At 40.4% G+C, this 25662-nt stretch carries 26 protein-coding genes and 1 tRNA gene; 13 read left to right on the top strand and 14 right to left on the bottom strand.

Features of this window, described 5'->3' with window-relative positions:
- Positions 1–78 precede the first annotated feature (78 nt).
- The 5 genes from lptB to FTU83_RS09130 are packed head-to-tail and all read right to left on the bottom strand — an operon-like array spanning position 79 to position 3477.
- Positions 79–822 (bottom strand): LPS export ABC transporter ATP-binding protein, encoded by a 744-nt coding sequence (lptB, locus tag FTU83_RS09150; RefSeq protein WP_180040050.1) that lies wholly within the window; start codon positions 820–822, stop codon positions 79–81.
- Positions 822–1388 (bottom strand): lipopolysaccharide transport periplasmic protein LptA, encoded by a 567-nt coding sequence (gene lptA / locus FTU83_RS09145; protein ID WP_111883783.1) that lies wholly within the window; start codon positions 1386–1388, stop codon positions 822–824. The genes lptB and lptA overlap by 1 nt, the downstream gene beginning before the upstream one ends.
- On the bottom strand, positions 1378–1920 hold the full coding sequence (lptC, locus tag FTU83_RS09140; RefSeq protein ID WP_180007749.1) for an LPS export ABC transporter periplasmic protein LptC: 543 nt from the start codon (positions 1918–1920) through the stop codon (positions 1378–1380). Before lptC ends, lptA begins: the two co-directional genes overlap by 11 nt.
- Positions 1921–1955: 35 nt before the next feature.
- Positions 1956–2495, bottom strand: a complete 540-nt coding sequence (locus FTU83_RS09135) for an HAD family hydrolase (RefSeq protein ID WP_078188762.1) — start codon at positions 2493–2495, stop codon at positions 1956–1958.
- Positions 2496–2499: 4 nt separating this feature from the next.
- Positions 2500–3477 (bottom strand): SIS domain-containing protein, encoded by a 978-nt coding sequence (locus tag FTU83_RS09130; RefSeq protein WP_168377848.1) that lies wholly within the window; start codon positions 3475–3477, stop codon positions 2500–2502.
- Positions 3478–3832: 355 nt separating this feature from the next.
- Here FTU83_RS09130 and cysS point away from each other — a divergent pair, with 355 nt between their 5' ends.
- The 3 genes from cysS (at position 3833) to FTU83_RS09115 (ending at position 8118) form a co-directional block, all read left to right on the top strand.
- A complete protein-coding gene (cysS, locus tag FTU83_RS09125; protein WP_180106180.1) occupies positions 3833–5254 on the top strand; it encodes a cysteine--tRNA ligase in 1422 nt (473 codons plus the stop codon).
- Positions 5255–5316: 62 nt separating this feature from the next.
- Positions 5317–5392 (top strand) — tRNA-Gly (locus FTU83_RS09120).
- Positions 5393–6018: 626 nt separating this feature from the next.
- Entirely contained in the window at positions 6019–8118 is a 2100-nt protein-coding gene (locus tag FTU83_RS09115; protein WP_180106182.1) for a TonB-dependent siderophore receptor, read from the top strand.
- 87 nt (positions 8119–8205) lie between these two features.
- On the opposite strand, the gene FTU83_RS09110 is transcribed toward FTU83_RS09115, so the two are convergent.
- On the bottom strand, positions 8206–8481 hold the full coding sequence (locus tag FTU83_RS09110) for a hypothetical protein (protein ID WP_180106184.1): 276 nt from the start codon (positions 8479–8481) through the stop codon (positions 8206–8208).
- Positions 8482–8899: 418 nt separating this feature from the next.
- On the opposite strand from FTU83_RS09110, the gene FTU83_RS09105 reads away from it, so the two are divergent.
- Positions 8900–9607 (top strand): glutamine amidotransferase, encoded by a 708-nt coding sequence (locus tag FTU83_RS09105; RefSeq protein WP_180106186.1) that lies wholly within the window; start codon positions 8900–8902, stop codon positions 9605–9607.
- A gap of 66 nt (positions 9608–9673) precedes the next feature.
- The gene (locus tag FTU83_RS09100; protein WP_180106188.1) at positions 9674–10303 is read left to right on the top strand and encodes a LysE family transporter; all 630 of its coding nucleotides are present in this window, start codon (positions 9674–9676) and stop codon (positions 10301–10303) included.
- Between the two features lie 81 nt (positions 10304–10384).
- On the opposite strand, the gene FTU83_RS09095 is transcribed toward FTU83_RS09100, so the two are convergent.
- Entirely contained in the window at positions 10385–10981 is a 597-nt protein-coding gene (locus FTU83_RS09095) for a YceI family protein (protein ID WP_078188771.1), read from the bottom strand.
- Between the two features lie 294 nt (positions 10982–11275).
- On the opposite strand from FTU83_RS09095, the gene FTU83_RS17420 reads away from it, so the two are divergent.
- Positions 11276–11791 carry a nuclear transport factor 2 family protein gene (locus FTU83_RS17420; protein WP_257222572.1) on the top strand — a complete coding sequence of 172 codons (516 nt, stop codon included), beginning with the start codon at positions 11276–11278 and terminating at the stop codon, positions 11789–11791.
- A 66-nt stretch (positions 11792–11857) separates the two neighbouring features.
- Here FTU83_RS17420 and FTU83_RS09085 read toward each other — a convergent pair whose 3' ends face one another.
- The 4 genes from FTU83_RS09085 to FTU83_RS09070 all read right to left on the bottom strand — a co-directional run bounded on the left by FTU83_RS09085 (position 11858) and on the right by FTU83_RS09070 (position 15765).
- The gene (locus FTU83_RS09085; RefSeq protein WP_180106190.1) at positions 11858–12307 is read right to left on the bottom strand and encodes a GNAT family N-acetyltransferase; all 450 of its coding nucleotides are present in this window, start codon (positions 12305–12307) and stop codon (positions 11858–11860) included.
- 182 nt (positions 12308–12489) lie between these two features.
- On the bottom strand, positions 12490–12705 hold the full coding sequence (locus FTU83_RS09080) for a hypothetical protein (RefSeq protein ID WP_078188774.1): 216 nt from the start codon (positions 12703–12705) through the stop codon (positions 12490–12492).
- Positions 12706–12887: 182 nt separating this feature from the next.
- Positions 12888–14876: a transketolase gene (gene tkt / locus FTU83_RS09075; protein WP_180106192.1), complete on the bottom strand. Its 1989-nt coding sequence runs from the start codon at positions 14874–14876 to the stop codon at positions 12888–12890.
- Positions 14877–15339: 463 nt separating this feature from the next.
- The gene (locus tag FTU83_RS09070; protein ID WP_180106204.1) at positions 15340–15765 is read right to left on the bottom strand and encodes a pilin; all 426 of its coding nucleotides are present in this window, start codon (positions 15763–15765) and stop codon (positions 15340–15342) included.
- Between the two features lie 444 nt (positions 15766–16209).
- Here FTU83_RS09070 and metK point away from each other — a divergent pair, with 444 nt between their 5' ends.
- From metK to FTU83_RS09045, 5 genes are all read left to right on the top strand, one after another.
- The gene (metK, locus tag FTU83_RS09065; protein ID WP_078188779.1) at positions 16210–17376 is read left to right on the top strand and encodes a methionine adenosyltransferase; all 1167 of its coding nucleotides are present in this window, start codon (positions 16210–16212) and stop codon (positions 17374–17376) included.
- Positions 17377–17545: 169 nt separating this feature from the next.
- Complete coding sequence (locus tag FTU83_RS09060; RefSeq protein WP_180064239.1) at positions 17546–17986, top strand: SMI1/KNR4 family protein; 441 nt, start codon at positions 17546–17548, stop codon at positions 17984–17986.
- A gap of 151 nt (positions 17987–18137) precedes the next feature.
- Entirely contained in the window at positions 18138–18482 is a 345-nt protein-coding gene (locus FTU83_RS09055) for a hypothetical protein (RefSeq protein ID WP_180106194.1), read from the top strand.
- A 144-nt stretch (positions 18483–18626) separates the two neighbouring features.
- A complete protein-coding gene (locus FTU83_RS09050) occupies positions 18627–19328 on the top strand; it encodes a VIT family protein (RefSeq protein WP_180064238.1) in 702 nt (233 codons plus the stop codon).
- A 135-nt stretch (positions 19329–19463) separates the two neighbouring features.
- A complete protein-coding gene (locus FTU83_RS09045; protein ID WP_180059063.1) occupies positions 19464–20675 on the top strand; it encodes a YeeE/YedE family protein in 1212 nt (403 codons plus the stop codon).
- Between the two features lie 37 nt (positions 20676–20712).
- Here FTU83_RS09045 and FTU83_RS09040 read toward each other — a convergent pair whose 3' ends face one another.
- The 3 genes from FTU83_RS09040 to FTU83_RS09030 all read right to left on the bottom strand — a co-directional run bounded on the left by FTU83_RS09040 (position 20713) and on the right by FTU83_RS09030 (position 23348).
- On the bottom strand, positions 20713–21234 hold the full coding sequence (locus FTU83_RS09040; protein ID WP_180106196.1) for a hypothetical protein: 522 nt from the start codon (positions 21232–21234) through the stop codon (positions 20713–20715).
- A 65-nt stretch (positions 21235–21299) separates the two neighbouring features.
- Entirely contained in the window at positions 21300–22079 is a 780-nt protein-coding gene (locus FTU83_RS09035; RefSeq protein WP_180106198.1) for a TIGR03915 family putative DNA repair protein, read from the bottom strand.
- Between the two features lie 9 nt (positions 22080–22088).
- Positions 22089–23348: a putative DNA modification/repair radical SAM protein gene (locus FTU83_RS09030; protein WP_180106200.1), complete on the bottom strand. Its 1260-nt coding sequence runs from the start codon at positions 23346–23348 to the stop codon at positions 22089–22091.
- A 214-nt stretch (positions 23349–23562) separates the two neighbouring features.
- Between FTU83_RS09030 and FTU83_RS09025 the strand changes: the two genes are divergently transcribed.
- Both FTU83_RS09025 and FTU83_RS09020 read left to right on the top strand, forming a co-directional pair.
- Complete coding sequence (locus tag FTU83_RS09025; protein ID WP_180106202.1) at positions 23563–24606, top strand: nitronate monooxygenase family protein; 1044 nt, start codon at positions 23563–23565, stop codon at positions 24604–24606.
- Positions 24607–24738: 132 nt separating this feature from the next.
- A partial coding sequence (locus tag FTU83_RS09020) for an IS4 family transposase (RefSeq protein ID WP_180124317.1) occupies positions 24739–25662 on the top strand: 924 nt, incomplete at its 3' end.

Raw genomic sequence — 25662 nt, 5'->3', positions numbered from 1 at the left:
TTTGTCATTTCAGACAATAACATAAACCCGCTGAATGAAACTAGCGCCATTCAACGGGAAATTTCTTATATTATTCAATTAAACGATAAAATCATCACCAAGATAAACTTTACGTACCGTTTCATCTGCAAGGACTTCTTCTGGAGTACCTTCTGCAATCACTGAACCTTCGCTCACGATATAAGCATGCTCACAAATCGCAAGGGTTTCACGCACATTATGATCTGTAATTAATACGCCAATACCACGATCTTTCAATGTTCGGATAATGTCTTTAATATCACCCACTGAAATAGGGTCGACCCCTGCAAAAGGTTCATCTAGCAACATAAATTTAGGGTCTGCCGCTAACGCACGCGCGATTTCCGCACGACGACGCTCACCACCCGACACACTCATACCAAGAGAATCTTTGATGTGTGTGATTTTAAAGTCGGCAAGCAATTCCGTTAAACGTTGCTGACGTTGTTGCTTATTTAGATCTTTACGGGTTTCTAAAATCGACATGATATTTTCAGAAATGGTTAATTTTCTAAAAATAGATGCTTCTTGAGGTAGATAACCAATACCTTTACGTGCGCGCTCATGCATTGCTAAGTCAGACAAATCAAGATCATCTAAATGAATCTCACCTTTATCCATACGCACTAGACCAACGACCATATAGAAGCTTGTGGTTTTACCTGCACCATTTGGACCAAGTAAACCCACAATTTGACCACTTTGCATGCTAAAGGACACATCCTTTACCACCCAACGCTTACTGTAGTTTTTGGCTAAATGCTTAATACATAAAGTTTGAACTTGCGAGGTCTGCTCCATTAATCACGTGCTCCTGGGAAGGACTTAGTGCTTGACGGCGGAATCACGATTTGTACACGACCTGAAGAAGATCCAGATTTATTTGGCGTACCTTCAGCAACGATATCGCCTTTATTCATACTGTATTTCAAGCTATTACCACGAATACTTGCACCATCTTGTTGCAACAAAGCACCACCCGTCATGGTGATAATACCTGTTTCAGCATTGTAGACGATTTTCTGTGCTTGGCCTTTCGCATAGCCTTTGGCAGGGTCAGTTTTTTGTTGGAAATGTGCTGGCCCACCCGTTGCTGTAATCGTACTGATCTCTTTTTTGCTGTTTAAGTTCGCAACGATTGAGTTTGCCTGAAGCTTCATCGAACCCTGTTCAATGATGACATTACCGGTATACGTCGTAATCCCGGTCTTTTCATTAAATGTTGCACGATCAGCAACCAGTGAAATTGGTTGATTACGGTCTGAAGGCAAAGCAAAAGCTGCAACTGAACATAACGCCAGTGAACCGAGTAGCGCTGTACGTTTTAGGAAAGTTTTTGCAGTTTTTCGATTAAAATTATGGTTCATACTTTCCTCGAATATTAAAAAATTCGTATTGACCGTCGTTTAAATTTGCTTTTAAACCTTGGCTGACAAATTCGGCTTGTGGTGAAATCACCGTTACAGTCTTGTCCGTTTCTATTTCACGCTGTTTTGGAAAAGCAGTTAGTTCCTCAGTACGAAACTCCATTTGCCCTTCACGCATCAATTTTGTTGCAACCACATTGTCACTCAGTACGATTTTTTGGTTATCATCCATACCATTGGCTTGTTTGGCAAAGAACGTGGCATCGACAGCACCATCCTGATAGGTCGATGCTTTCAGATTCACCAAATGAGAAGTTTGCTTTTGCAAATCCTGCTCAAGTCGATCGACTTGCGCACGAATATGCAATTTTCCCTGCTCATCAGTCTGCGTCAGGTTAATGTTTTCAGCTGAGTAAGTCATACTTTTCGAAGAGTCCGCCTGAAGCTTATTACCCTTTCCACCGAAATAGTAAAAACCACCGCTTACTGCAGCAATGACCACAGCTGTCACGTATAAAACTTTAGTATCCATAAGCGGAGATTCAATCCAGTGACTGCATCAATTTATTAATAAGGTGCACTTGCATATTTTTCAAGTAGTTCCTGGTATACACCTTTAGAAACTAAAAGCATATCGCAGATTTCACGAACAGCACCACGTCCACCCATCGCCTGCGTAACAAGATCTGCACGGCGACGTACTTCTAAATGTCCATTTGGTACGGTCACTTTCATCCCCGCAATAGCGAAGGCTGAAAGATCGGGCCAGTCATCGCCCATATATAGGCAATCTGAAGGATCAATACCAAACTGTGCGCAGGCTTCAGTCAAGGCAACGCCTTTATCTTCACGACCTTGAAAAACCAAGTCCACACCTAAGTCAGACATGCGTTTTTCAACAATATTACTTTTACGGCCAGTAATAATGATGACTTTGATACCCGCTTTTTGCACCAACTTCATGCCTAAGCCATCACGAATATCAAAAGATTTGATTTCATCGCCACTATTGGTCAACGTTACAAATCCATCACTTAAAATTCCATCTACATCCAGTACCAGTGCTTCTATGTGACGCGCTTGTTCTAGCAATACATACGATGCCATTTTCTTAATTTACCCCAGCCTGAATTAGGTCATGCATGCTGATAATCCCAATCACTTTATTGGCATCATCAACAACTACAAATTGTGTAATTTTCTTTTCGTTCATACGTTCTAAAGCATGTACCGCGCGTTCTTCTTGTGAAATGGTCAAAGGATTTTTAATCATCACTTCTGAGACTTTCATATTCACATCAAAGCCTTGCTGTTTATCAATCAAACGACGTAAGTCACCGTCGGTAAAGATACCCAATAATGTATCGTTTTCATCGACAATCGTGGTGAGTCCCAAACGTTTATTTGAAATTTCATACAGAACTTTATTCATGGGTGTCTCTGGCGACACTTTGGGTAAGTCTTCACCTGTATGCATGAGATGTTTTACATGCAATAACAAACGCTTACCCAACGCTCCAGCAGGATGAGAGCGTGCAAAATCATCTGAGGTAAAGCCACGTGCATCCAATAATGCAACTGCAAGGGCATCACCTAAGGCTAATGTTGCAGTGGTACTTGATGTCGGCGCTAGACCCAAGGGGCAAGCTTCTTGAATATTACCCAAGGTCAATGCGACATCGGCATTTTGTGGCATTGGGCCTTTATTGTCGCCACTCATGGTAATTAGAGGAATGCCCAAATGTTTGATTAATGGCATGAGCATCATAATTTCATCACTCTTACCTGAGTTTGAAATTGCAATGAGCACATCTCCTTTAACCAACATGCCCAAATCACCATGCCCAGCTTCACCCGGATGCATGAAGAAAGATGGCGTACCTGTCGAGGCAAACGTAGCGGCCATTTTACGACCGATATGCCCCGATTTGCCCATACCAGTAATCACTAAACGCCCTTTGCACTGTAAAATGATTTCGCAGGCTTGGCTAAAACGATCATCTATTTGCGTCGCTAATACTTGTAAAGCATGCTCTTCAATACGCAAAGTTTCTAATGCGACTTTCTGAAAATCGACTTGATTCGGCATATTTGGTGGATTCAAAGTTGTTATACCTTAAGCCGTGAGAGGTGCGCTCTCACTTTCAAAATAAAAAATTTTCACAATTTTATCATATCTATGCAAATAGCACGTTTCCAAATGTATAAGAATTCATGAATTATGCAGAAAAGATGCATTTCTTCATTTTTATCTTACGGACAGATAAATCAAATTCAGTATTCGAATTAGATTCAGCCCGAACCCAATGAGCCTTCTACGCTATTTTTAGCAACGCAAAGACATCAATCATTAAAAAATATCTGCTTTTTGGGGTTTTAACTTTATGAAAAAAAATGCTTAGGTTAAGATGAGCCATCTTTTGGTAGAAACAATTTGAAGAGCTATGCAACCTTTTGTTCTATATAACTCAGAGCAACGTAAAAAAGTAGAATTCGTACCTCGTAAAGAAGGACATATCGACATGTATGTCTGTGGAATGACCGTGTATGACTACTGTCATATTGGTCATGCTCGAGTTATGGTTGCATTCGACTACATTATCCGTTTCCTGCGCAGTCAGGGCTGGAACGTTAAATACGTTCGCAATATTACCGATATTGACGATAAGATCATTGCCCGTGCCTATGAAAATGGCGAAAGCATTACTGCTTTAACCGATCGCTTTATCAAGGCCATGAACGAAGATGCTGCCAATTTAGGTTGTGCAGCACCTGATGAAGCACCACGTGCAACAGACTATATCGATCAAATGCAGAATATGATTGGTAGCTTGGTTAACAAAGGTACAGCCTACCCATCTGCAAATGGCGATGTTTATTTTGAAGTTGAAAAGTTTGCCAAATATGGTCGTCTTTCGGGTCGTAAACTTGACGATATGCAGGCTGGTGCTTCTGAACGCGTTGATGTAGAAGTAGAAAAGAAACATCCTTTTGACTTCGTGCTTTGGAAACATGCCAAAGAAAATGAACCTTCTTGGGCTTCACCTTGGGGTAATGGCCGTCCGGGCTGGCATATTGAATGTTCAGCGATGTCGACCTGCTGCTTAGGCAACCATTTTGATATTCATGGTGGCGGTTCAGACTTAACTTTCCCGCATCATGAAAATGAAATTGCGCAATCTGAGGCATCTACTGGCGAACAGTATGTTAATTACTGGATGCATGTCGGCTTTATTAATGTCGATGGCGAAAAAATGTCGAAGTCTTTAGGTAACTTCTTCACTATTCGTGATGTGATGGATAAATTCCACCCTGAAGTGATTCGCTTCTTTATTGTGTCATCACATTACCGTAGCCCAGTAAACTTCTCTGACACTGCTTTAAAAGAAGCGAAAAATACCCTTTCCCGTTTCTATCATTCATTTAAAGCTTATCAGCAAGTCTATGGTGAAAAAACCGTAGAAACTTTGGATGATGCTTTAGTTGAGCGCTTTAATGCCGCTATGCGTGATGATTTCAACACCGCAGAAGCAATTGCGGTATTGTTTGAAGTCAACAAAGAATTGAACCGTGCCGTGAAAGATGAAAATGCTGAACAAGCGGCTGTGTATTATTCGACATTGCGTCACTTGACCAATATTTTAGGTTTGGTGCAACACAATGTGGATGATTTCCTGAAATCTGATATCGGTCAGGAAGCATTAGGCTTATCAGAAGAACAGATTGAAGATTTAATTCAACAACGTAAAGATGCGAAAAAAGCCAAAGAATTTGCCAAAGCAGATGACATTCGTCAATCTTTACTGGATCAGGGCGTAGTTCTGGAAGATACACGTCAAGGTACTATTTGGCGTCGCGCTGATTAATTAAGCAAACAGAAGCATAGAGAGTTGACAGTTGCGTGAAATTCTCTATAATTCACCTCATTGCGGGAATAGCTCAGTTGGTAGAGCATAACCTTGCCAAGGTTGGGGTCGGGAGTTCGAGTCTCCTTTCCCGCTCCAGAATACGAAAAACCCTCATCGAAAGATGAGGGTTTTTTTATGTCTAAATCTTTCTTCAAAGGCTTATTTTTATATGTATTTACTCATGTTATGCACATGAAAGCCATTTCACATTTTTAAAATAATATTTAAATCTGACGAAGTCTTACATTTAGGGATTAAATACAGGGATTAGCTTTCGGCTGGAAGTACTCTTACGAAACGTTGTTTCTCATTCGGCAAAATGAGATGCGAAGCTTCGCAAGGAAACCATCTTGCGGTGCAATGCACCTCACAGACAAAACTCGTTCACTACCGTCAAATTATTCAACGTATCGCAAAAACATTTTTGATTAGAAGTCGTCCTGTCTCAAACAATTGCGCATGACATTACCGCGTATCTTTATTATTTGAAGCAAAGTACGCTTCTGATGCTACTGCGTCACCTCAGTTATTTATTATATTGTAGCGACGTTAATAGGCCTTAATTTTCCCCCCAACGAATAAGGCTTTCCTTATTGCAATATGACCTTTCGCCTACCTGTTAAAAAATAATCAGATGAAATGCTCATCTTGGTTATTCTCCTCAATTTTTCTCCATAATTTTCCGTTATTCTTTGCCAAAATTACATTTGGACAACCAAATAATGCACGGCGCGCACACCACACTCAAACTGACCAGCTTAAGTTACGCATTACTTACGATCTCAACATCAATTTGGGCCGCAGATACTGTTCAAAATCCCCAAGAATCTGCAGCAGTTCAGCAAATGGAAGCTTTAACATTTGAAGTTCCAACAGCAAGCACTAAGCCCAAAGACCCAGATATCAGTGCTGTCGCAAAAACCATCATAAGCCGTGATGAAATGTTGAAATTTGGCGATCAGTCCATCAATGATGCACTGCGTCGTGCTGCAGGGTTTCAACTCCCCGGTGCCGGCGGTGGTCCACGTGGTGGTGCAGGTGCTGGCGGCATGCGTTTCCGTGGTGGTGGTGCACCCGTGTTCTTAATCAATGGTGAACCTGTACAAGGTGGTCCTCGTGGTGGCATGTCAGTTGTTGATAGTATTACGCCTGAAATGATCGAACGCCTTGAAATCACCAAACAACCGAGCGTCGCTCAAGGCTCGGTTGCTTCATCTGCAGTCATCAATATTATTTTAAAAGAACCATTGAATGGCACACGTTTAAGTGGTTCTGTACGTGCTGGTTATGGTCTAACCAAATCAAATACACGTGAAGAAGAACGCACCAATTTAAACTTTCAAATGGATGGTCGTTCAGACCCTTGGATCTATAGTTTATCTGGGAGCCAAATGTGGAATGATTCAGATACGCTCACCCGCACACAAGATGCAACAGGGACGAAAACTCAAAAACGCATCACCAATCGTACGTCGCAAATGCTCACCCCACGTGTTGAATATCAACTTGATGATCAACAAAAATTGGTCGCTGAAATGTTTTATCGCAACAATGAAAGCGAAGGCACAAGTGGCTCCCAAGTCCAAAAAGATAAAAATGACAGCATTCGACTCAACACACGATATGAGCGTAAAGACCAAGGCAATTCCGACAAAATTCGCTTATCAATCGAGCAGCAAAATGAAACAGAATTAACAGAGTATAGAGATTCTCAATCGTATATTGATGAACAAATTAATGAATATGGCTTAGGCTATGACGGTGTCCGCAAGTTCGACTCAAAACGCCAAATAAAATTTGGTACTGATCTACGTAGCAATGAACTTGAAAGCAATATTGCAAAGACCTTAGATGAACAATTGTATGCTGCCTATGTTGAAGGAAGTTGGAAATATACGCCGCGCCAAACCTTAACTTTAGGTGTACGCCAAGAGTGGATTGATCGTTCAGGTTTAGTGGATTATCAAGATCAGCATTTAAGTCCTGTATTAGCACACCGTTTTGACTTTAATGACCAATGGTCACTCCAAACCAACTTGAGTCAGGCTTTTAAAAATCCACGTAGCAATCAATTGATGCCGACGGTTTCAGTTTCTACAGATAGTGATGCTGGGACACTAAACAACCCTGATCGTGGTGGTAATCCAGACTTACGGCCTGAAACCATTAATGCTTACGAAACAACCTTAGGCTATAACACTCCTGCTGGCGGTATAAATATCACTGCCTATTATCGAGAAATTAATGACTATATCGAAAAATCGATCCTGTCAGAAAATACTACAGGTGGTCGTTGTGAAGCAGGAAATACCGATTGCCGTTTTGTCGAACGTCCATATAACCAAGACAGTGCAACTACTTATGGTGTGGAAATTGCTGGACGTTATGCACTGAAGCAAACGGAGAATGGTCATTCATTTATGTTGAATGCTCAGCTTTCAACTATACGTGCAAAAATTGAAGAAACTGACGGCTCTGATCGTTTGGCAAGCGATGTTGCACCTTATACCGCAAGTGCTGGCTTATCTTATAACTATCAACCGTGGCGTATTGCAACAAGTGTGAACCTCAATTACACCCCTGAATATACACGTGCACTGAGCAACGAACCGTACAATCGCACCAGCAATGAACGTGTCAACATGGATGTGAGTTTTACTAAACGTTTTGATCAAAATTGGTCTGCATCGGTCAATGCACGTAATATTCTCAGCTCAGATTATAAAGAAGTGTTAAAAGAACAAAGTTCTGGCGCGCTATACCAATCTCGTATCAATGAATCAATTCCAAGCTTTATGTTTACCTTAGAAAAGAAATTCTAAACCGTTCCTAAGAGACTTCTAAGAGATTTAAAATAAAAAACCGATACGGACAACGAATCGGTTTTTTTATGCGTACACGACCGCAAACTAGCGCTCAATTGCCTTCAACATTTTCGCAATTTTTAGGGTATGTTCCTTCCGCCCTTTTTTCTCTAAGACCTTTTGCTCAACCCACCATAAATATTCAAAAATTTCTGATTCACTTGAATCCTCTTGAATTAATTTAAAAATATTGGGCAAATAATCATCATATTCATCACGTAAAGCAGGAATACGGCGAATCCCTAACGGGTCCCATTCCTTTAATAAAATTTTATGTATCGCATGCAAGAGATTGGCATCTCGATTATGTTTTGACTGCATACAAGTTCCCTGGCTTATATATTTTTACTTTTAAAATCAGTTATCTAATTATGTGATGATATTAAAAGAAAAATGAACTGTTGTTTGTCGAAGATTTCATCATACGCATCTCTAAACGCTTTTCCATTGGTTTTTCATCTTTTTTTTATACTAAACCAAAGCTTTATCAAAATATCATGCACTTTTTCTCATAAATTTTGCCAATAAAGCCTTTCGGGAATCCCCTACTTCACAGTACAAAGGTTTTAAATGCTAAGTTCAACGAACGAACCTAATCATTCAAAGAAAAAACAATATGCTTCAGCCAACTTCTATATTTATCTCTTTTCGCAATTGTGAAAAATTTACAGTTTTCCTTTTTAATCTCCGACAATTCAAGCTACATTCTATTTTGAAATTTTAATCCTGAAAAATCCCTATGAGTACTGCATTAAACGAAACCATTTACGTCATTCAACACCTTGCATTTGAAGATTTGGGTTCATTGGAAGATGTATTTTACCAATTGGGTTATCGGGTGAGATACTTCGAAGCTGGTGTCGATGACCTGAGTAAAGCTATGCAACATACAGGGCTTACCATCATTTTGGGCGGCCCGATCGGAGTTTATGAAACTAATGACTACCCTTTCCTACAAAAAGAACTAGACTTACTTAAAGTACGTTTAGAGAGTAATTTACCGACTTTAGGCATTTGCTTAGGTGCTCAGCTCATTGCGCATGCATTGGGAGCGAAAGTCTATGCAGGTCATAGCAAAGAAATCGGTTGGAGTGCCTTGGAGCTTGATGCCATTACTAACAATATTTTAGCGCCATTAGATCAAGTGCCTGTACTGCATTGGCATGGTGATACCTTTGATTTACCTACAAATGCACAGTTACTCGCCAGCTCAGCAATTTACCCAAATCAAGCGTTTAGCTATGGGCCCAATATTTTAGCCCTACAGTTTCATATTGAAGCAGAAACACAGGCCATGGAAAAATGGCTAATTGGGCATACATGTGAACTGCATAAAGCACAAATTAACATCCCAAATTTACGCATGGAAAGCCAACAACATGCACCTCATTTAGAACGTGTTGCTCCCCTTATTTTGCAACAATTCTTACAACAGCTTGAGCTTTAAAACAGCTATTAATTTAAAGCTAAATGGCTTATAACGGTTGCACTTCAAAACGTATAAGCCATTAGAATGACTCCCTTACTCAGCATTGCGCTCATCCACTTTTTTGCTCTCATCAGCCCAGGCCCAGACTTCTTTTTTGTCACTCAAAGTGCTATTCGACAATCCAGATCACATGCATTATTTGCCGCATTAGGTATTTCACTTAGTATTTTAGTTTGGTCAATTTGTGCAATAATTGGCTTACATTTTCTATTTCAAAAAATGGCTTGGTTACAACAATGCCTCATGATTTTGGGTGGCTTATATCTTTTATATTTAGGCTCTCAGTTATTAAAATCTGCATGGAGTAAAGACCTCGGCACAATAACGAAACCAACCGAGCAAGCTGTACAGAAAAAATCGCCTTTGACGCTGTTATTCCAAGGTTTCTTGACCAATATGGCTAATCCTAAAGCATTGGTTTATTTCACTAGTGTATTTTCCATTGGGATCAGTGCAAAGGTCAGCATTTTTGATCAAAGCTCTTTATTGGCTTTAGTCTTTATTGAAAGTTTGATTTGGTTTGCATTGGTTGCGGTCTTATTCTCAGCACCTAAAATGACCCATTACTATCAAAAATTTAGTAAAAAAATTGACGCCATTACCGGTGGAATTTTCATCAGTTTTGGCTGCCTATTGCTGCTCAATCGCGATTGACCACTCATCAAATACTCATCTACGAGACATAAAAAAGCACCCAAATGGGTGCTTTCCTAACTTAGCTGAGGAAGCTAAATCTTATTTCGCTGCTGCCTTTGCTGTAGACACAGCCGCTTCAGTCGTAATATTTACCGTAATTTTGTCGCCTACATTTGGTACATATGCACCGACACCAAATGCTGAACGATCAAAAGAAGTCGTTGCATTAAAACCAATCGTTTCCGCCTTAGTCATTGGGTGAACGGCTTGCTTGTTCAATACAGCATCCAATACCACTGGTTTAGTCACATTTTTAACTGTTAAATCACCCGTGATTTTGTATTTAGTTTTGCTGATCGCTTGAACTTTTGTACTTTTAAACGTGATATTTGGATATTTTTCAGCATCAAAGAAATCAGCTGTTTTTAAATGATCATCTAATGCTTTGACATTGGTATTTAAGCTCGATAATGGAATCGTCACATTCACAGACGAATTTGCAGGTTTTGCATTATCGACATTGATTGTCCCTTGAATGTCACTAAAGTTTGCAGAAGGCGTTGAGAAACCAAAATGATTCCAAGTAAATACTGTTGCGGTATGAGTAGGATCAATTTGATAGGCAACAGGTTTTGCCATAGAAATTGTTGTAACTGATGCTACCGCCAAACCGATTGTTAATGCTTTAAAGTTCATGTTTTTATCTCACTTTCGAATACCATTAAGTCTATAGATTTTTAGCCGTATTACAGCTTTAAAGATAAAACGTTTTGTTGCATGTTTAGAACGATAGTTTTGTAAAATCTGTAGCAGCATCTACAACCACTCTCAATTATTAAATTTTCCATATATTTCAAATAATTATTCTTTTCAAGCTACTCCCCGACGATTTATCCTAAATTTAGGAAACATCAACCTATCTGAGTCGTAGGTTTTCTAAACAAATCCACTTAAGATTTTTAGACATCATAAAAATCTGAGTACCCAAAAATGACAGAACAATCGCTGGCTATTGAAAAAGCCTTAAACACTAAAACTCCCAAAGATGTCGTTTTGGCATTTCTTACGAATACTTCAAAAGAACTCGTCGAAAATGCAACTCAGCTGCTGGTTGCAGAAGACGCGGCGTATGTTTCCTTAAACTTCAGCAACCCAGAACTTAAACAAATTGAGCCGTGGGCTGGGTCTGGCACAGGCAGAGCCATCTATATTTATACCTTTGCCAACGTCGGCACCTACTGGAACATCGACGACTTTCAAATCACCGATATGATCGCTGAAGATGAAACTGTAGCTGTATTTGGTCAATTCACCTACACCTCAGTCTATGCAAAAAATACTTTCACCTCGCCTTTTTCAATTAAAGCCAAAGTTCAAAACGGTTTAATCAGCTTTTTCCAATTTATGGAAGATACCTATGCCTCAGCATCATCGTTCCGCGTAGGTGGCGAATGGATCATTCAGCAAGAAGCAGACTCAGCTAAAAACTTTAAAGTTTCAGCTTAAATGCTCAGACCCAGCAGCTCTTCACGCAAAAGCTACTGTTGATTTGGAATGGCCTTTTACATTGAGTTAATGACAGCGGTATTGGATAAATCCGGTTTTTCTCGCGATTTGATCATACAGCTTTTGCGCAGTTTCATTGTCCTGATGCGTAAGCCAATACACACGGTCACACTGCCGCTGATCACAATACTCTTTCACTTTCGCGATCAGCGCCTTGCCGATGCCCTGCCCGCGATAATCTTCATGGGTATATAAATCCTGCAAATAGGCATAAGGCTGTAATGTCCAGCAGCTCTCATGTTCAATGACATGCACGATCCCAACCACTTGATGATCAATCACAGCTGCAAAGCCATACATATGTTCGCAGTCAGCAGCATGTAACCTGTGCCATGTACGCTCAGTCACCTCATCTGCCACCTGACTTTTATAAAATTCTAAATACAGCTCCCAGAGCGGCTGCCATTGGTTTTTTGATATTTCTGTTAAATTTTTAATTTGTATTTGCACGTTCAATGTCTTTTTTAAATGATCACTGGATTTTTATAACTGAAATAAAGCTTCATGTGTTGAAAACACTTTATTTAATGCGCTCTTTTTTAGTCTTGATAAGTCTTGGATGGACTTTTTCTTATCCGTTTTATAAATACGATAGGCAAATAAAAAGCCCGAACAATCGGACTTTTTAACCATTTAGCTTATAGCTTCTCAACCAAAATGCGGTCAACCTGCTTCAAGCCTGTATGCTTTTCATGGTTCTTACGGCGAATCTTAATCACTTTGTCTTCTTGCAAATCTTGCAGCATCAATTCTACTGCAACCATGGCTTCAAGCTCTAAGTCCGTGCCTATCCATTTCTGTTCACCAGCATCCATCAGTACAATTTCATCATTTATCTGATCGTAAAGGCTCATCGTTTCCTCACTTGGGGCAACATTGCACCCGTGGCTGAATACTGCATGAATGAATTAATTTTAAACCAATGCTTTAATTCATTCGTTACAAATCGTTATTTCACAATTAAAAATAAATTTAATCTCTGCAATAAAAAACGCCCCTTCTCTGGGGCGTCTTTTTTACGGTTAATCTTTACAGATTAAGCGGTAATTTCTTTCACTGCAGCAACAACAGCATCAGCTGTGATACCGAAGTGTTTGTACAAGTCTTTTGCTGGAGCAGATTCACCGTAAGTCGTCATACCGATTACACGGCCGTCAAGACCTACAAATTTCCACCAGTAATCCACATGCGCAGCTTCAACCGCAACACGAGCGCGGATCGCAGCTGGAAGAACCGCTTCACGGTAAGCAGCGTCTTGTTTTACGAATTCTTCAGCACATGGCATAGAAACCACACGTACGCCTTCTAACTGTGCGTAAGCATCCATTGCCAATGAAACTTCTGAACCTGTTGCAATGATGATTGCTTTCAACTCACCTTTTTCTTTTGCAAGTACATAACCGCCTTTCGCTACGTCAGCAATTTGATCTGCTGTACGAGTTTGGAATGGCAAGTTTTGACGAGAGAAGATTAACGCTGTAGGGCCTTCGCTACGTAACAATGCAGATTTCCAAGAAATAGACGCTTCAACAGTGTCACATGGACGCCAAGTGTTTAGATTTGGTGTACCACGTAAAGATGCAATTTGCTCTACAGGTTGGTGTGTAGGACCATCTTCACCTAGACCAATTGAGTCATGTGTATACACATGAATCACACGCTGTTTCATCAATGCAGACATGCGTACTGCATTACGTGCATATTCCATGAACATCAGGAATGTTGCTACATAAGGAACGAAACCGCCATGCAGCGCTACACCGTTCGCAATTGCAGTCATACCGAATTCACGTACGCCGTAATGAACGTAGTTACCCGCTGGGTTAGATTCAACGCCTTCTGCGCCTTTCCATAAAGTCAGGTTAGAGCCTGCAAGGTCAGCAGAACCACCTAGAATTTCTGGAAGCTGTGGTGCAAATGCTTGAATGGCATTTTGGCTCGCTTTACGAGTAGCGATTGTTTCAGCTTTAGCATTTACTTCAGCAATATAAGCATCCGCTTTTGCTGCGAAGTCAGCAGGAAGGTCACCAGAAAGACGACGTTTTAGTTCAGCTGCTTCTGCTGGATATTTAGCAGCATACGCAGCAAATGTGTCGTTCCAAGCAGATTCAGAAGCAGTACCTTTGGCTTTTGCATCCCAAGCTGCATAAACATCAGCAGGAATTTCAAATGGACCTTCTGCCCAGCCCAAAGCTTCACGAGTTAAAGCGATTTCATCATTACCAAGCGGCGCACCGTGGCAATCTTCTTTACCTTGTTTGTTTGGTGAACCTAAACCAATAATGGTTTTACAGATAATTAAGGTTGGTTTCGCAGTTTCAGCTTTTGCTTCAACAGTTGCCGCACGGATTGCGTCTGCATCATGGCCGTCAACTTTCAGTACTTGCCAGCCGTATGCAAGGAAACGCTGTTCTGTGTCGTCAGAGAACCAGCCTTCTACTTCACCGTCAATCGAGATGCCGTTGTCATCGTAGTAAACAACTAATTTACCTAGACCCAAAGTACCAGCCAATGAACATGCTTCGTGAGAAACACCTTCCATTAAACAGCCATCACCTAAGAAACAGTAAGTGTTGTGATCTACAACTGTGATGTCTTCTTTATTGAATTGAGCCGCTAAAGTTTTTTCAGCAAGTGCAAAACCTACAGCGTTTGCAATACCTTGACCCAATGGACCCGTGGTTGTTTCGATACCCGGTGCATAGCCCAATTCTGGGTGACCTGGAGTTTTAGAATGCAATTGACGGAAAGATTTCAAATCTTCAATAGACAGGTCATAACCTGTTAAGTGCAATAACGCATATTGCAACATAGAACCATGGCCGTTTGACAATACGAAACGGTCACGGTTTGCCCATTGTGGGTTTGCAGGGTTGTGGTTGAGGAATTCACGCCATACCACATCAGCAATATCTGCCATCCCCATTGGAGCACCTGGATGTCCTGAATTTGCTTTTTGCACAGCATCCATTGCCAATACACGAATTGCGTTTGCAATACGACGTTCGTTAAGCGGGGTTGTCATAGGTCAGAGTCCAAACAAATGGTTTAAAAGAGTAAGATGAATAAGAATTCAAAGATGCGCATATTGTCTTAAAAAAAGCGGAATGGGTAAAGCCTCAGGGGCAAATTTTCGCTAATTATTCCTGCACCACCTGTATTTTGGGCGCTTATTGCTCAATTTCAAGCCTATGCATGTCGTTTATTTTGTATACAGTGACGCTTTTATATGGCGAATCAATGACAGCGCAATGCATATTTAGAGTTTAGTGGCGAAAGCAAACGCTTCGTAATTGATAAAAGTCCAATACATCGAATGGAAATCGTGAATAAAAATAGCGGCCAAAGCTTGTCCAGATAAATGACCATTTGAAATATGAAATACTTTCAATAATTAAACCCACTAAGGTTTGGGTAACTCAAACGTCGTAATCATCCCTGTAAAATCAGCACTTATCCAATATACTCACGGTTTCACATTCAATACTTTAGATCCCACGACATGTAGCAGGTAAATTTCGCTGCGAAATATCATCCGATTGACAATTCCAAGCACCATTTAAACCATCTGGAATACTAAAATAGATCTGCTTTGAGCGAAGAGCAAAATTGACATCTGTTGATTTAAACGTAAAAACCACTGAACACGTTCCTGCCACATCAGTAATTTCACTACTCGCAATATACTTGGTACTGATACTTTCATTTAGCGCTGTATTCAAATCTACACAGCTTTGTTCCGCTGAATAATTTTCAATCAGTTTTAATTTATAGGGTGAAATCATTGTTAATACTTCAGCCACTTGCGCCCGAGCAACATAGCCATTGTAAGATACAGTAGCAATTGCAGCCAAAATGCCGATGATTACCACCACGATCATAATTTCAATGAGTGTAAAACCAGACTGTTTCATTACGTTTCCCCCATTCAACGTAATGACAAATAGGCAATTTGCATACCAAGTCTCAAAAGCCCGCATTTATTGTGTTTTATTTTCAAATTAAACGATTAATTGTCATGAACAGTCATATTCTGACAGTTCATGACATTCATCATTGATAAATCACAGGATACTGATTTGATTTTTTCTTATAATTGATTCACTTAAAAAAACAATTTAGGCAATTGAACGCCTAATCACATTGTTGCTTGTGCCAAAGCCCAATATCTCTGTTTTATCTCATCATAAAAAATTAAATTGAGAAATCCATAGCTCATATCAATTTTTTAGATGCATATATCAATTAAAAAGTCATTGAAATGAATTAATTTCATCCAATTTGGTCATGTTGAGCTAGTCCTAAACGCTTTCTCGATGTAACATATTGCGTCTTTAAATTTAACTGTGATAGGACTTATGCGCGAGTACGCTGTATTTACCTCGGAATCTGTAAGCGAAGGCCATCCGGATAAAATGGCTGACCAAATCAGTGATGCTATTTTGGATGCAATCTTAAAAGAAGACCCATATGCACGGGTTGCTTGTGAAACGCTTGTAAAAACGGGTGCGGTTGTACTTGCCGGTGAAATCACAACAACTGCAAATGTTGACTTTGAAGCGATTGTTCGTAATACCGTAAATGGTATCGGATACCATCATTCAGATCTTGGCTTTGATGGTTCAACTTGTGCCGTGATCAACATGATCGGTAAACAATCACCTGAAATTGCTCAAGGTGTAGACCGTCAAAAACCAGAAGATCAAGGTGCGGGCGACCAAGGTTTAATGTTTGGTTATGCAAGCCGTGAAACTGATGTGCTTATGCCAGCACCGATTTCATATGCGCATCGCTTAATGGAAAAACAAGCTGAACTACGTAAACAAGGCAAACTTGCTTGGTTACGTCCTGATGCAAAAAGCCAAGTAACATTTGCTTATGAAAATGGCATGCCAGTTCGCTTAGACGCAGTTGTACTTTCAACTCAGCACGATCCAAAAATTACCCAAGCTCAATTGAAAGAAGCGGTAATTGAAGAAATCGTGAAAAAAGTGATTCCTGCTGAAATGTTCCATGCAGACACTAAATTCCACATCAACCCAACAGGTATGTTCGTCATTGGCGGCCCTGTAGGTGACTGTGGTTTAACAGGCCGTAAAATCATTGTAGATACTTACGGTGGTATGGCTCGTCACGGTGGTGGTGCGTTCTCTGGTAAAGATCCATCAAAAGTGGACCGTTCTGCTGCTTATGCAGGCCGTTATGTTGCTAAAAACATTGTGGCTGCTGGTCTAGCTGACAAATGTGAAATTCAAGTGTCTTATGCGATTGGTGTTGCAGAACCAACATCTATCTCGATCAACACATTCAATACTGCAAAAGTATCTGAAGATTTGATTATTGCACTTGTACGTGAACACTTTGACTTACGTCCATACGGTATTACTCGTATGTTGAACTTGATCCAACCGATGTACCAACAAACTGCTGCGTATGGTCACTTTGGTCGTGAAGGTTCTGATACCGCATTTACATGGGAAAAAACTGACAAAGTGGAAGCGCTTAAAGCATCTGCTGGTCTTTAATCTTAATAGATTAATTTCTCAAAAAAGCCTGCATTGATTGCAGGCTTTTTTATGCCCCATATGTCCATAACTAAAACATCTAGGATAAAAATAACTAGTGTAAAAAATATTGACTAAAATTTACGCCAAGCTTATTCATAAAACACCAAAATAATTTAAGAACAACATCATGCCCTTTCCATTAGACTTAAAATTTATTACTGCAACTGAAGAACAATTAGGATTTAAGTTTCCAGAAAAATATAAAGCCAAAATGCAAATTGAAAATAGTGGCGAATTCGGCATTAGCTTTTCTAGTGCGGATGAATTTAAAGATGGTGATGACATCGAAGCTTGGTGGCTTTTTCCCTTCCAAGACACCAGCGATGTGAAAAGAATAAAACGTACGATGAATCATCTAGCCGCAGAACATCAAACTATAAGTAAAATTGAAGACTTCCCTGAAAACAGCATTGCCATTGCACATAACGGTGATGGCGATTATTTATTGATGCGTACGGTAGACGATACACAATTGGGGGAAGAAATATATTTATGGCGCCATGAAGACAGTGAATTTATCTATCTACTTGTGACTTCAATTGAAGAATTATTTAGACAAAACCCTTAACGCTATAAGTAGATATAAAGGCTTTTAAACTACAAAATATGCTGGATAAAATTACACTAAATCAACAATTTTTGATCGATTTTTGAATATTTTTTCAGCTAATATAAATTCAGCCCATGCTACGGGCATAACAAAAAAAGGAAAGATCAAAATGAATAAATTACTTGTTGCTTTAGGTTTGGCTGCAACTGTTGCACTTGTTGGCTGTAATAAAGACAAAGCGCCAGAAACAGGTGCAACAACTGGTGAACACTTAGAAAACGCTGCTGACCAAGCAGGCCATGACATCGCTGATGCAACTTCAGAAGCAGCAACTGCGACAGCTACTGCTGTTGATAATGCTGCAACTGCAACTGCGACAGCAGCCGAAAATGCTGCAGAAAATGCTGAAGCTGCTGCACACAATGCCAAAGAAGCAGCTAAAGACGCAACTGCTGCAACAGCAGGTGCTGTTGAACAAGGTGCAGCTGACGTGAAAGAAAAAGCGCAGCAATAAGCATTTTATAAAAAAGCACCTTCGGGTGCTTTTTTATATCTGTATTTTATTCAACTTACTGTTTCAATCTATTTTTAACTTGAAATTTAACTGATGTCAGGTCAATCTTATGAGGTCATATAAATAACAAACTTAGAGAAAATAATGTCTTACTCACATCATGCCGAAAAACATTTTATGGAACGTACGGGTTGGCTACGTGCATCTGTACTCGGTGCAAATGATGGCATTATCTCCGTTACTAGTTTAATTATGGGCATGGCTGCAAGTGGTGCTTCTAGCCATACCTTACTCATTACCTGCATTGCAGGACTCATCTCTGGTGCAACCTCTATGGCGGCGGGCGAATATATCTCTGTGAAATCTCAAGAAGACGTCGAAAAAGCAGATCTTCACATGGAGCATAAAGAATTACAACGTAACCCAGATATGGAGCTTAAAGAGCTGACTCAAATTTATGTAAATCGTGGGTTAGAGCCGAACCTAGCACATGAAGTTGCAGTCCAATTAACTGCCCATGATGCACTAGAGGCCCATGCACGAGATGAAATTGGAATCCATGACAATACCGCAGCAAAACCCGTTCAAGCAGCACTCTCATCGGCTTTAGCATTTTCAATTGGTGCGCTATTTCCGATGGTTGCGATCTTGATCAGTGCTGACATGCATATTGAAAAAACTGTTATGGCCGTTGGCGTGATTTCCCTAGCACTCCTCGGTGCCTTAGCTAGTTATGCAGCAGGCACTTCTATGTTGAAAGGCAGTCTACGTGTTGCTCTGTGGGGCATTGCAGCCATGCTATTTTCTAGCTGGATTGGTTCTTTATTTAATGTAAATCCAGTTTAACGCTCGATTTATCAGTTTTTTATATATATTAAATCAATTATACACAGCAATGATTGTGTGAATTCCAAACAATATTCATTTTTACAATATATAAAAACCGTAAAATAGAGATACATTTTTTAAGCTTTTTTCTCCATGTCTGTTATTGCTACGCCAGCCAATCGATCCAATGTATCGATTTGGGTGGCTTTTGTTTTATTAATTTTAGGCACCCTTGGTGCTTATCTGGTTGTAGGCGTTAACCAAGCATTGCTATTTTTAATTGGCGGTGCTTTGGGTATGACCCTTTATCACGCATCTTTTGGTTTTACCTCAAGTTGGCGTGTCTTTATTAAAGAGCGTCGTGGTCGTGGCTTGCGTGCACAAATGATCATGTTGGCTTTGGCTGTACTGCTCTTCTTCCCTGCTTTAGGTGCGGGTGAATTATTTGGCAACCCAGTCAAAGGTAACGTTAATCCTGTTTCAATGTCCGTGATGATCGGTGCCTTTATTTTTGGTATTGGTATGCAAGTCGGCGGAGGCTGTGCATCAGGTACACTGTACACTGTGGGCGCTGGTAGCGCACGTATGATTGTAACGTTGATCTTTTTCTGTACAGGTTCACTGATTGCAACTTCACATATTCAATGGTGGTTTGACCTTCCCCACTTTGAGCCGATTTCTTTAGTCAAAAGCTTTGGTGTAGTTCCTGCACTGGCATTAAACTTTGTAGTTTTTGCAATCATTGCAGCAGCAACAGTTTACTTTGAAAAGAAACGCCATGGTCAGCTTGAAGTTGAGCCGCAAGCTAACCAACACGGCTGGAAACGCTTTCTACGTGGTCCATGGCCATTGGTTTGGGGCGGAATTATCCTGACTTTACTAAACTTTGCCACACTCGCACTTGCAGGCCGTCCTTGGGGCGTGACCTCTGCCTTAGCCGTTTGGGCAGCAAAATCAGCAAGTATCATGGGGATCGATGTTGCATCTTGGGCATATTGGCAGCAACCTGCGAATGCCAAAGCACTCACCGAATCATTATGGTTTGATATCACGTCGATGATGAATTTCGGCATCATGCTCGGTGCATTACTCGCAGCGAGCCTAGCAGGCAAATTTGCACCGAACTTTAATATCCCAAAACGCTCACTGCTAGCGGCGGTTATCGGTGGTTTGATGTTGGGTTACGGCGCACGTTTAGCATACGGCTGTAACATTGGTGCGTATTTCAGCGGTATTGCTTCAGGTAGTTTACACGGTTGGTTATGGTTAGTATTTGCCTTCATTGGGAACGGTATCGGCGTCAAATTACGCCCAATCTTCTTCCCCGGCGAACGTCCACAACCTGAAAAACTAACAGGTTGCTAATTTAAGTAAATAAAAGCCCCTCATTGAGGGGCTTTTTTTAATCTGTCAGAGCTGCTTTTAGATTACAACCATATTGCATGGTTTCTTGTGCATGCTTGTATGTGGTATAGCGGTTGATAATAAAATCATAAAATTGGTCTGTATTCGCAAATACCTGACTCAAATCTTCGTTTGCGGCATTTGGCAGTTTAACGTCTTTCACCAAGGCTAAGTTCACATGTCCGAGATGATACATTTCAGAAAAATAATGATTCATTACTTCGCAATAGGCAATTTTGGAGCTTTTTAAAGCGGTATTGGCAACAAAATGCTGATTTAAAGTTTTTAAGTTCTGAACATCTAAAGCGGATTGATCTGAAAAAGCCATACTTTCTACTTTTTTTAGTTGGCTAAAATCAGCTGCTAGAGTCTGATTTAATTGTTCAAAGCGTTGTTGTAATCCCGCTGTATCGGCAACTTGATAACTTTGCGGATTGAATGTTTTCTTTTCTTGTTCATTTGCAGAACACGCCGTGAGCGTCATTGCCGTCAGAACAGTTGTAACAAGAAATAATTTCATCAAAGTCTCACTTAAACAATCAAAAGCGCAATCATTATGCCCGAAAATTGCCAGATGATTCGCACCTAAATCGCTTTTTCATTCAGATAACGCCAATAACGACGTGGCACATACTGCACATGTAATTTCATATTACGTCGGGCTTCAATATTGACACTGCTAAAATAATCTTTCCAAAGCTGATCATATAAAACTTCCTCATCATCCAGTTCGATATTGAAAGATTGACTATGGCCTGACTGTATTTGCCCATCTATGGTTGTGGCATCCATATCCGCTTGATGCACCTGCTGTAGATCATAGTAAATGCCGTAGCTGCGTTTTTCATCGTAAATCAACCAACGTTGATCTTGATAGCGTGCCTTAAAATGCCGCTCGATCAAAGGCAATACATTAAAGTCAGGTGAGACTAAACTGATAAACAAACCATCCTGACATTTTTTAAAACGCACAAAAGCTTCCATACGATGTTTTTCACGTCCCACTTGCTTCGCCCATTGACTCAGACCCAATACGTCTGCATGACCATAATTCTTTGATACATCTCGCTGCTGCTGAAACACATACACTGCAAAATTAAAGCAATGCTGAAAAGCCTGCTGCTGCTCGGATAAAAATGCATAATAAAACTGTTTCAACGCACGATCAGATGCTTTGAGTTTTAAACCCTGCCATACCCGCTGTGCTTGTTCATCGTGACTAGCCACATCAATGACTTCGGCGAAAAGACCCGCCTGTACTTGCCCATCCGTACAAATCTGTACATCAAATTGCTTAAATTGAAAGGCCCGAAAAATACAGCTTAGCAATCCTGTCATCGTGCCATCAAAGACATAAATACTCACGACTGTATCCTAAAATCCTAAGTTCAATTGTGGAGAAACTTGCTGCGTATATTTCGACTGACCACTTTGCAAGATCTGCTGACGTATTTGATGTGGCTGTTGATCTCGAATAAATTTGGGAGAATCTTCACAACGTATAAAATGTTGTGCTCTATTGTAGGAAATACCCATACGTTTTAATTGGTCGATATGGATTTTCCCAAATCGTCGTGCTTGAACAATTTTTTGAGCAGAACGCACACCAATACCCGGCACTCGCAAGATCATCTGATATTCTGCACGATTGATATCCACGGGAAATTGCTCGGGATGACGCAGTGCCCACGCTAATTTAGGGTCAATATCCAATTCTAAATTTGGATGCTCTTCATCGACCAATTCCGTCGCTTCAAACCCATAAAAACGCATCAACCAATCACTTTGATACAGCCGATTTTCTCGTAATAAAGGTGGCGCAGACCCCACAGCTGGCAGCGCACGCTCCTCTTCATTAATTGGAATATAACCCGAGTAATACACACGCTTGAGCTTAAACTCTTTGTAATGACGGTCTGCCATCAGTATGACATCACGGTCAGACTCTTGATGTGCGCCCACCACCATTTGCGTCGTTTGTCCTGCGGGTACAAATTTAGGAACTGTGCGTATTATTTTTCGTTCATCTTTGAATTGAATCAAACGATCTCGCACGATACCTAAGTCTTTTTGGACTTCAACATGACTTTTTTCAGGTGCAAATTTTTTTAAACCATCTTCTGTCGGCATTTCCAAATTAATGCTCATACGGTCGACATATAAACCTGCTTCGGTAATGATTTCCTGAGATGCCCCCGGAATGGTCTTCAGATGAATATAACCATTAAAATTTTCTTCTAAACGCAGTTTTTTTACCACCTGCAACATACGTTCCATGGTGTAATCCGCCGATTTAAAAATCCCCGAACTTAAAAATAACCCTTCAATATAGTTCCGTCGATAAAAATTCATGGTCAAATCGACCACTTCCTGTACCGTAAATGCTGCGCGCTTTACGTCGTTACTTCGACGGGACACACAATATGCGCAGTCAAAAATACAGACATTGGAAAATAGAATTTTTAATAACGAAACGCAGCGACCATCTTCAGTATAGCTATGGCAAATACCGTTTCCAGTATTACCCAGACCTTTGTCTTTATTTTGGCGCTTACTACCACTCGAAGAACATGAGACATCATATTTGGCAGCATCGGCTAAAATTTGCAGTTTTTCACGGATACGTTCAGACATGGGAGAATTATAAAATTTAAAGTGAACACAGCATTATTTTAAAAGGATCCACCTCAAAAGTCGGGTCATACATCATTACTACGACACGAGGTGTCGCTTAATTTCAAGTACAACTTTCGTTTAAGAATAAGACCATTTTGATAAGAAATAACGAATATTATTTGCTTAATTTCACTCGCTTGGGCAAAGTATTTAGAGTGATTGGAGTATGCACATGACTTTATTAGAAAACCTTGGCATCAAACACCCTATATTTCTTGCCCCAATGGCAGGTGTTTCTACACCTGAACTTGCTGCAGAAGTGTCAAATCAAGGTGGACTTGGTTCACTGGGTTTAGGTGCAAGCAGTGTTGAGAATGCACGTCAACAAATATTACAAACTCAAGAACTCACTGAACAACCTTTTCAGGTCAATTTTTTTTGTCATGACACAGTAGAACTCGATGAACAAGTTGCTGCCAAATGGATCATGCAATTTAAATCACGCTTTGCTCAATATAATGCAGAAGCTCCAGAAGCACTGAACTGTATTTATCCAAGCTTTAAAGATAATGACCATTTTCTAAACCTCTTACTGGAAACGCGCCCCAAAGCGGTGAGTTTTCATTTTGGCATTCCGCACCCACATCAAATTCAGGCCTTAAAACAAGCGGGTATTTTGACTCTAGTTTCTGCAACCAATTTAGCAGAAGCTAAACTGATTGAAGCTGCGGGTATTGATATCGTGATTGCTCAAGGTATTGAAGCTGGTGGTCACCGTGGCATTTTCAATGAAAACTTCGATAGCAGCGTTAAAACTCGTGACTTAGTTCAGCTCTTGAAACGCCATATTCAATGCCCCGTTGTTGCAGCTGGTGGCATTATGAATGGACATCAGGCCTATCAAATTATGGAGTTGGGTGCAGATGCTGTTCAACTGGGCACTGCTTTTGTGCAATGCAAAACATCAAATGCAAATGAGGCTTATCGCAAAGCACTATTTGATGCGCCCATCACGCAGATTACATCAAGTATTTCAGGCCGGCCTGCACGTGGCATTATCAATAACTGGCACACAGATATTGATACGCCGACTCGCCCAACCGTTCCGGCTTACCCATATAGCTATGATTTAGGCAAACAATTACATGCAGCAGCCAGCAAGCATGGCGTACATGAATATGGTGCATTTTGGGCAGGAACTAATGTCTCTCAAATACGTGAATTGGAAGCACCCGACTTGATCAATCAATTGGTTTTAGAAATGCGCTTTAACTAAGACCTCGCTCAACGGGTCATTCAAACATGAATGCCTAATAAAAAGCCCTCAACATTGAGTAATGCCAGTCAGTTAAGCAAATTTTAGTAAAATGTAGTAAAAATGAGTGTATGTGAATACGCTCATTTTTTTATGTCTTTATCTGAACATTTAGAATCCACTCTTGAACATTCTCTCCCATCACTCAACCATTTTTGTGAACTTATTGATTTAAATTGGATTGAAACAAGCCTGCATCAAACAGGTAAGGCATCAATCAGAAGGAGAAAATTACCTGCTGAGCATGTGGTTTGGCTTGTTATTGGGCTTGCCTTGTTTCGAAATCAACCCATCAGCTATGTTGTAGAGCAATTAAACCTCGTGTTTGGTACAACAGAATATTGTGTTCCTAGTGCAGCAGTCCAAGCACGACAACGTTTAGGACAAGAGCCTTTAAGTACCTTATTCTCTCTGCTCAGCCAAGCATGGTTTGATGAAACACAGCAACAATATTCAAACTTTCAAGGACTTAGCATATGTGCTGTTGATGGGGTGGTTTGGTCTATGCCGCTGACCGAAGAGAACTTTAATCATTTTGGCTCATCTAAAGGTAAAACTGCTGTAGCACCTTACCCACAAGTGAGAGCCACGTGCCTAGTCAATACCAATACCCATGAAATCATAGATGCCCAAATAGGCAGTATGGATCAGGGTGAACTCACATTAGCAAATCAATTATCTCCACCAGCACAAAGTATTACATTATTTGATCGAGCTTATTTCTCTGCTGATTTTCTAATAGGGTGGCAAACACGTGCAGAATCAAGTCATTGGCTGATGCGAGCAAAAGATAATTTACGTTATGAAATTATTAAACGGAATTCCCCACATGATTTTCATATCAGGATGCCAATATCACCTAGAGCCAAGAAGCTTAACCCAACGTTAGGGGATTATTGGGAGGCACGTTTGATTGAAGTTGAGCAGGCAGGAAAAATCAGACGTTACATTACTTCATTATTAGATTCAAAGACATACCCACTTATAGCCTTGGCAAAGTTATATGCTCAGCGTTGG

This window comes from Acinetobacter sp. YH12152 (genome assembly GCF_013418285.1).
Classification (GTDB): Bacteria; Pseudomonadota; Gammaproteobacteria; order Pseudomonadales; family Moraxellaceae; genus Acinetobacter; species Acinetobacter amyesii.
The sequence above is the reverse complement of the archived record's forward strand: the minus strand, read 5'-3'. Positions and strand labels throughout refer to the sequence as shown.

Bases quoted from the DNA above. Each gene is read 5' to 3' on its own strand.
- FTU83_RS09040 (WP_180106196.1), bottom strand. From the start codon at position 21,234: ATGAAATTATTTCTTGTTACAACTGTTCTGACGGCAATGACGCTCACG.
- FTU83_RS09050 (WP_180064238.1), top strand. From the start codon at position 18,627: ATGTCTTACTCACATCATGCCGAAAAACATTTTATGGAACGTACGGGT.
- lptC (WP_180007749.1), bottom strand. From the start codon at position 1,920: ATGGATACTAAAGTTTTATACGTGACAGCTGTGGTCATTGCTGCAGTA.
- cysS (WP_180106180.1), top strand. From the start codon at position 3,833: ATGCAACCTTTTGTTCTATATAACTCAGAGCAACGTAAAAAAGTAGAA.
- tkt (WP_180106192.1), bottom strand. From the start codon at position 14,876: ATGACAACCCCGCTTAACGAACGTCGTATTGCAAACGCAATTCGTGTA.
- lptA (WP_111883783.1), bottom strand. From the start codon at position 1,388: ATGAACCATAATTTTAATCGAAAAACTGCAAAAACTTTCCTAAAACGT.
- FTU83_RS09110 (WP_180106184.1), bottom strand. From the start codon at position 8,481: ATGCAGTCAAAACATAATCGAGATGCCAATCTCTTGCATGCGATACAT.
- FTU83_RS09045 (WP_180059063.1), top strand. From the start codon at position 19,464: ATGTCTGTTATTGCTACGCCAGCCAATCGATCCAATGTATCGATTTGG.
- FTU83_RS09060 (WP_180064239.1), top strand. From the start codon at position 17,546: ATGCCCTTTCCATTAGACTTAAAATTTATTACTGCAACTGAAGAACAA.
- lptB (WP_180040050.1), bottom strand. From the start codon at position 822: ATGGAGCAGACCTCGCAAGTTCAAACTTTATGTATTAAGCATTTAGCC.
- FTU83_RS09030 (WP_180106200.1), bottom strand. From the start codon at position 23,348: ATGTCTGAACGTATCCGTGAAAAACTGCAAATTTTAGCCGATGCTGCC.
- FTU83_RS09025 (WP_180106202.1), top strand. From the start codon at position 23,563: ATGACTTTATTAGAAAACCTTGGCATCAAACACCCTATATTTCTTGCC.
- FTU83_RS09100 (WP_180106188.1), top strand. From the start codon at position 9,674: ATGACTCCCTTACTCAGCATTGCGCTCATCCACTTTTTTGCTCTCATC.
- FTU83_RS09115 (WP_180106182.1), top strand. From the start codon at position 6,019: ATGCACGGCGCGCACACCACACTCAAACTGACCAGCTTAAGTTACGCA.
- FTU83_RS09095 (WP_078188771.1), bottom strand. From the start codon at position 10,981: ATGAACTTTAAAGCATTAACAATCGGTTTGGCGGTAGCATCAGTTACA.
- FTU83_RS09080 (WP_078188774.1), bottom strand. From the start codon at position 12,705: ATGAGCCTTTACGATCAGATAAATGATGAAATTGTACTGATGGATGCT.
- FTU83_RS09135 (WP_078188762.1), bottom strand. From the start codon at position 2,495: ATGGCATCGTATGTATTGCTAGAACAAGCGCGTCACATAGAAGCACTG.
- FTU83_RS09055 (WP_180106194.1), top strand. From the start codon at position 18,138: ATGAATAAATTACTTGTTGCTTTAGGTTTGGCTGCAACTGTTGCACTT.
- metK (WP_078188779.1), top strand. From the start codon at position 16,210: ATGCGCGAGTACGCTGTATTTACCTCGGAATCTGTAAGCGAAGGCCAT.
- FTU83_RS09130 (WP_168377848.1), bottom strand. From the start codon at position 3,477: ATGCCGAATCAAGTCGATTTTCAGAAAGTCGCATTAGAAACTTTGCGT.
- FTU83_RS09105 (WP_180106186.1), top strand. From the start codon at position 8,900: ATGAGTACTGCATTAAACGAAACCATTTACGTCATTCAACACCTTGCA.
- FTU83_RS17420 (WP_257222572.1), top strand. From the start codon at position 11,276: ATGACAGAACAATCGCTGGCTATTGAAAAAGCCTTAAACACTAAAACT.
- FTU83_RS09070 (WP_180106204.1), bottom strand. From the start codon at position 15,765: ATGAAACAGTCTGGTTTTACACTCATTGAAATTATGATCGTGGTGGTA.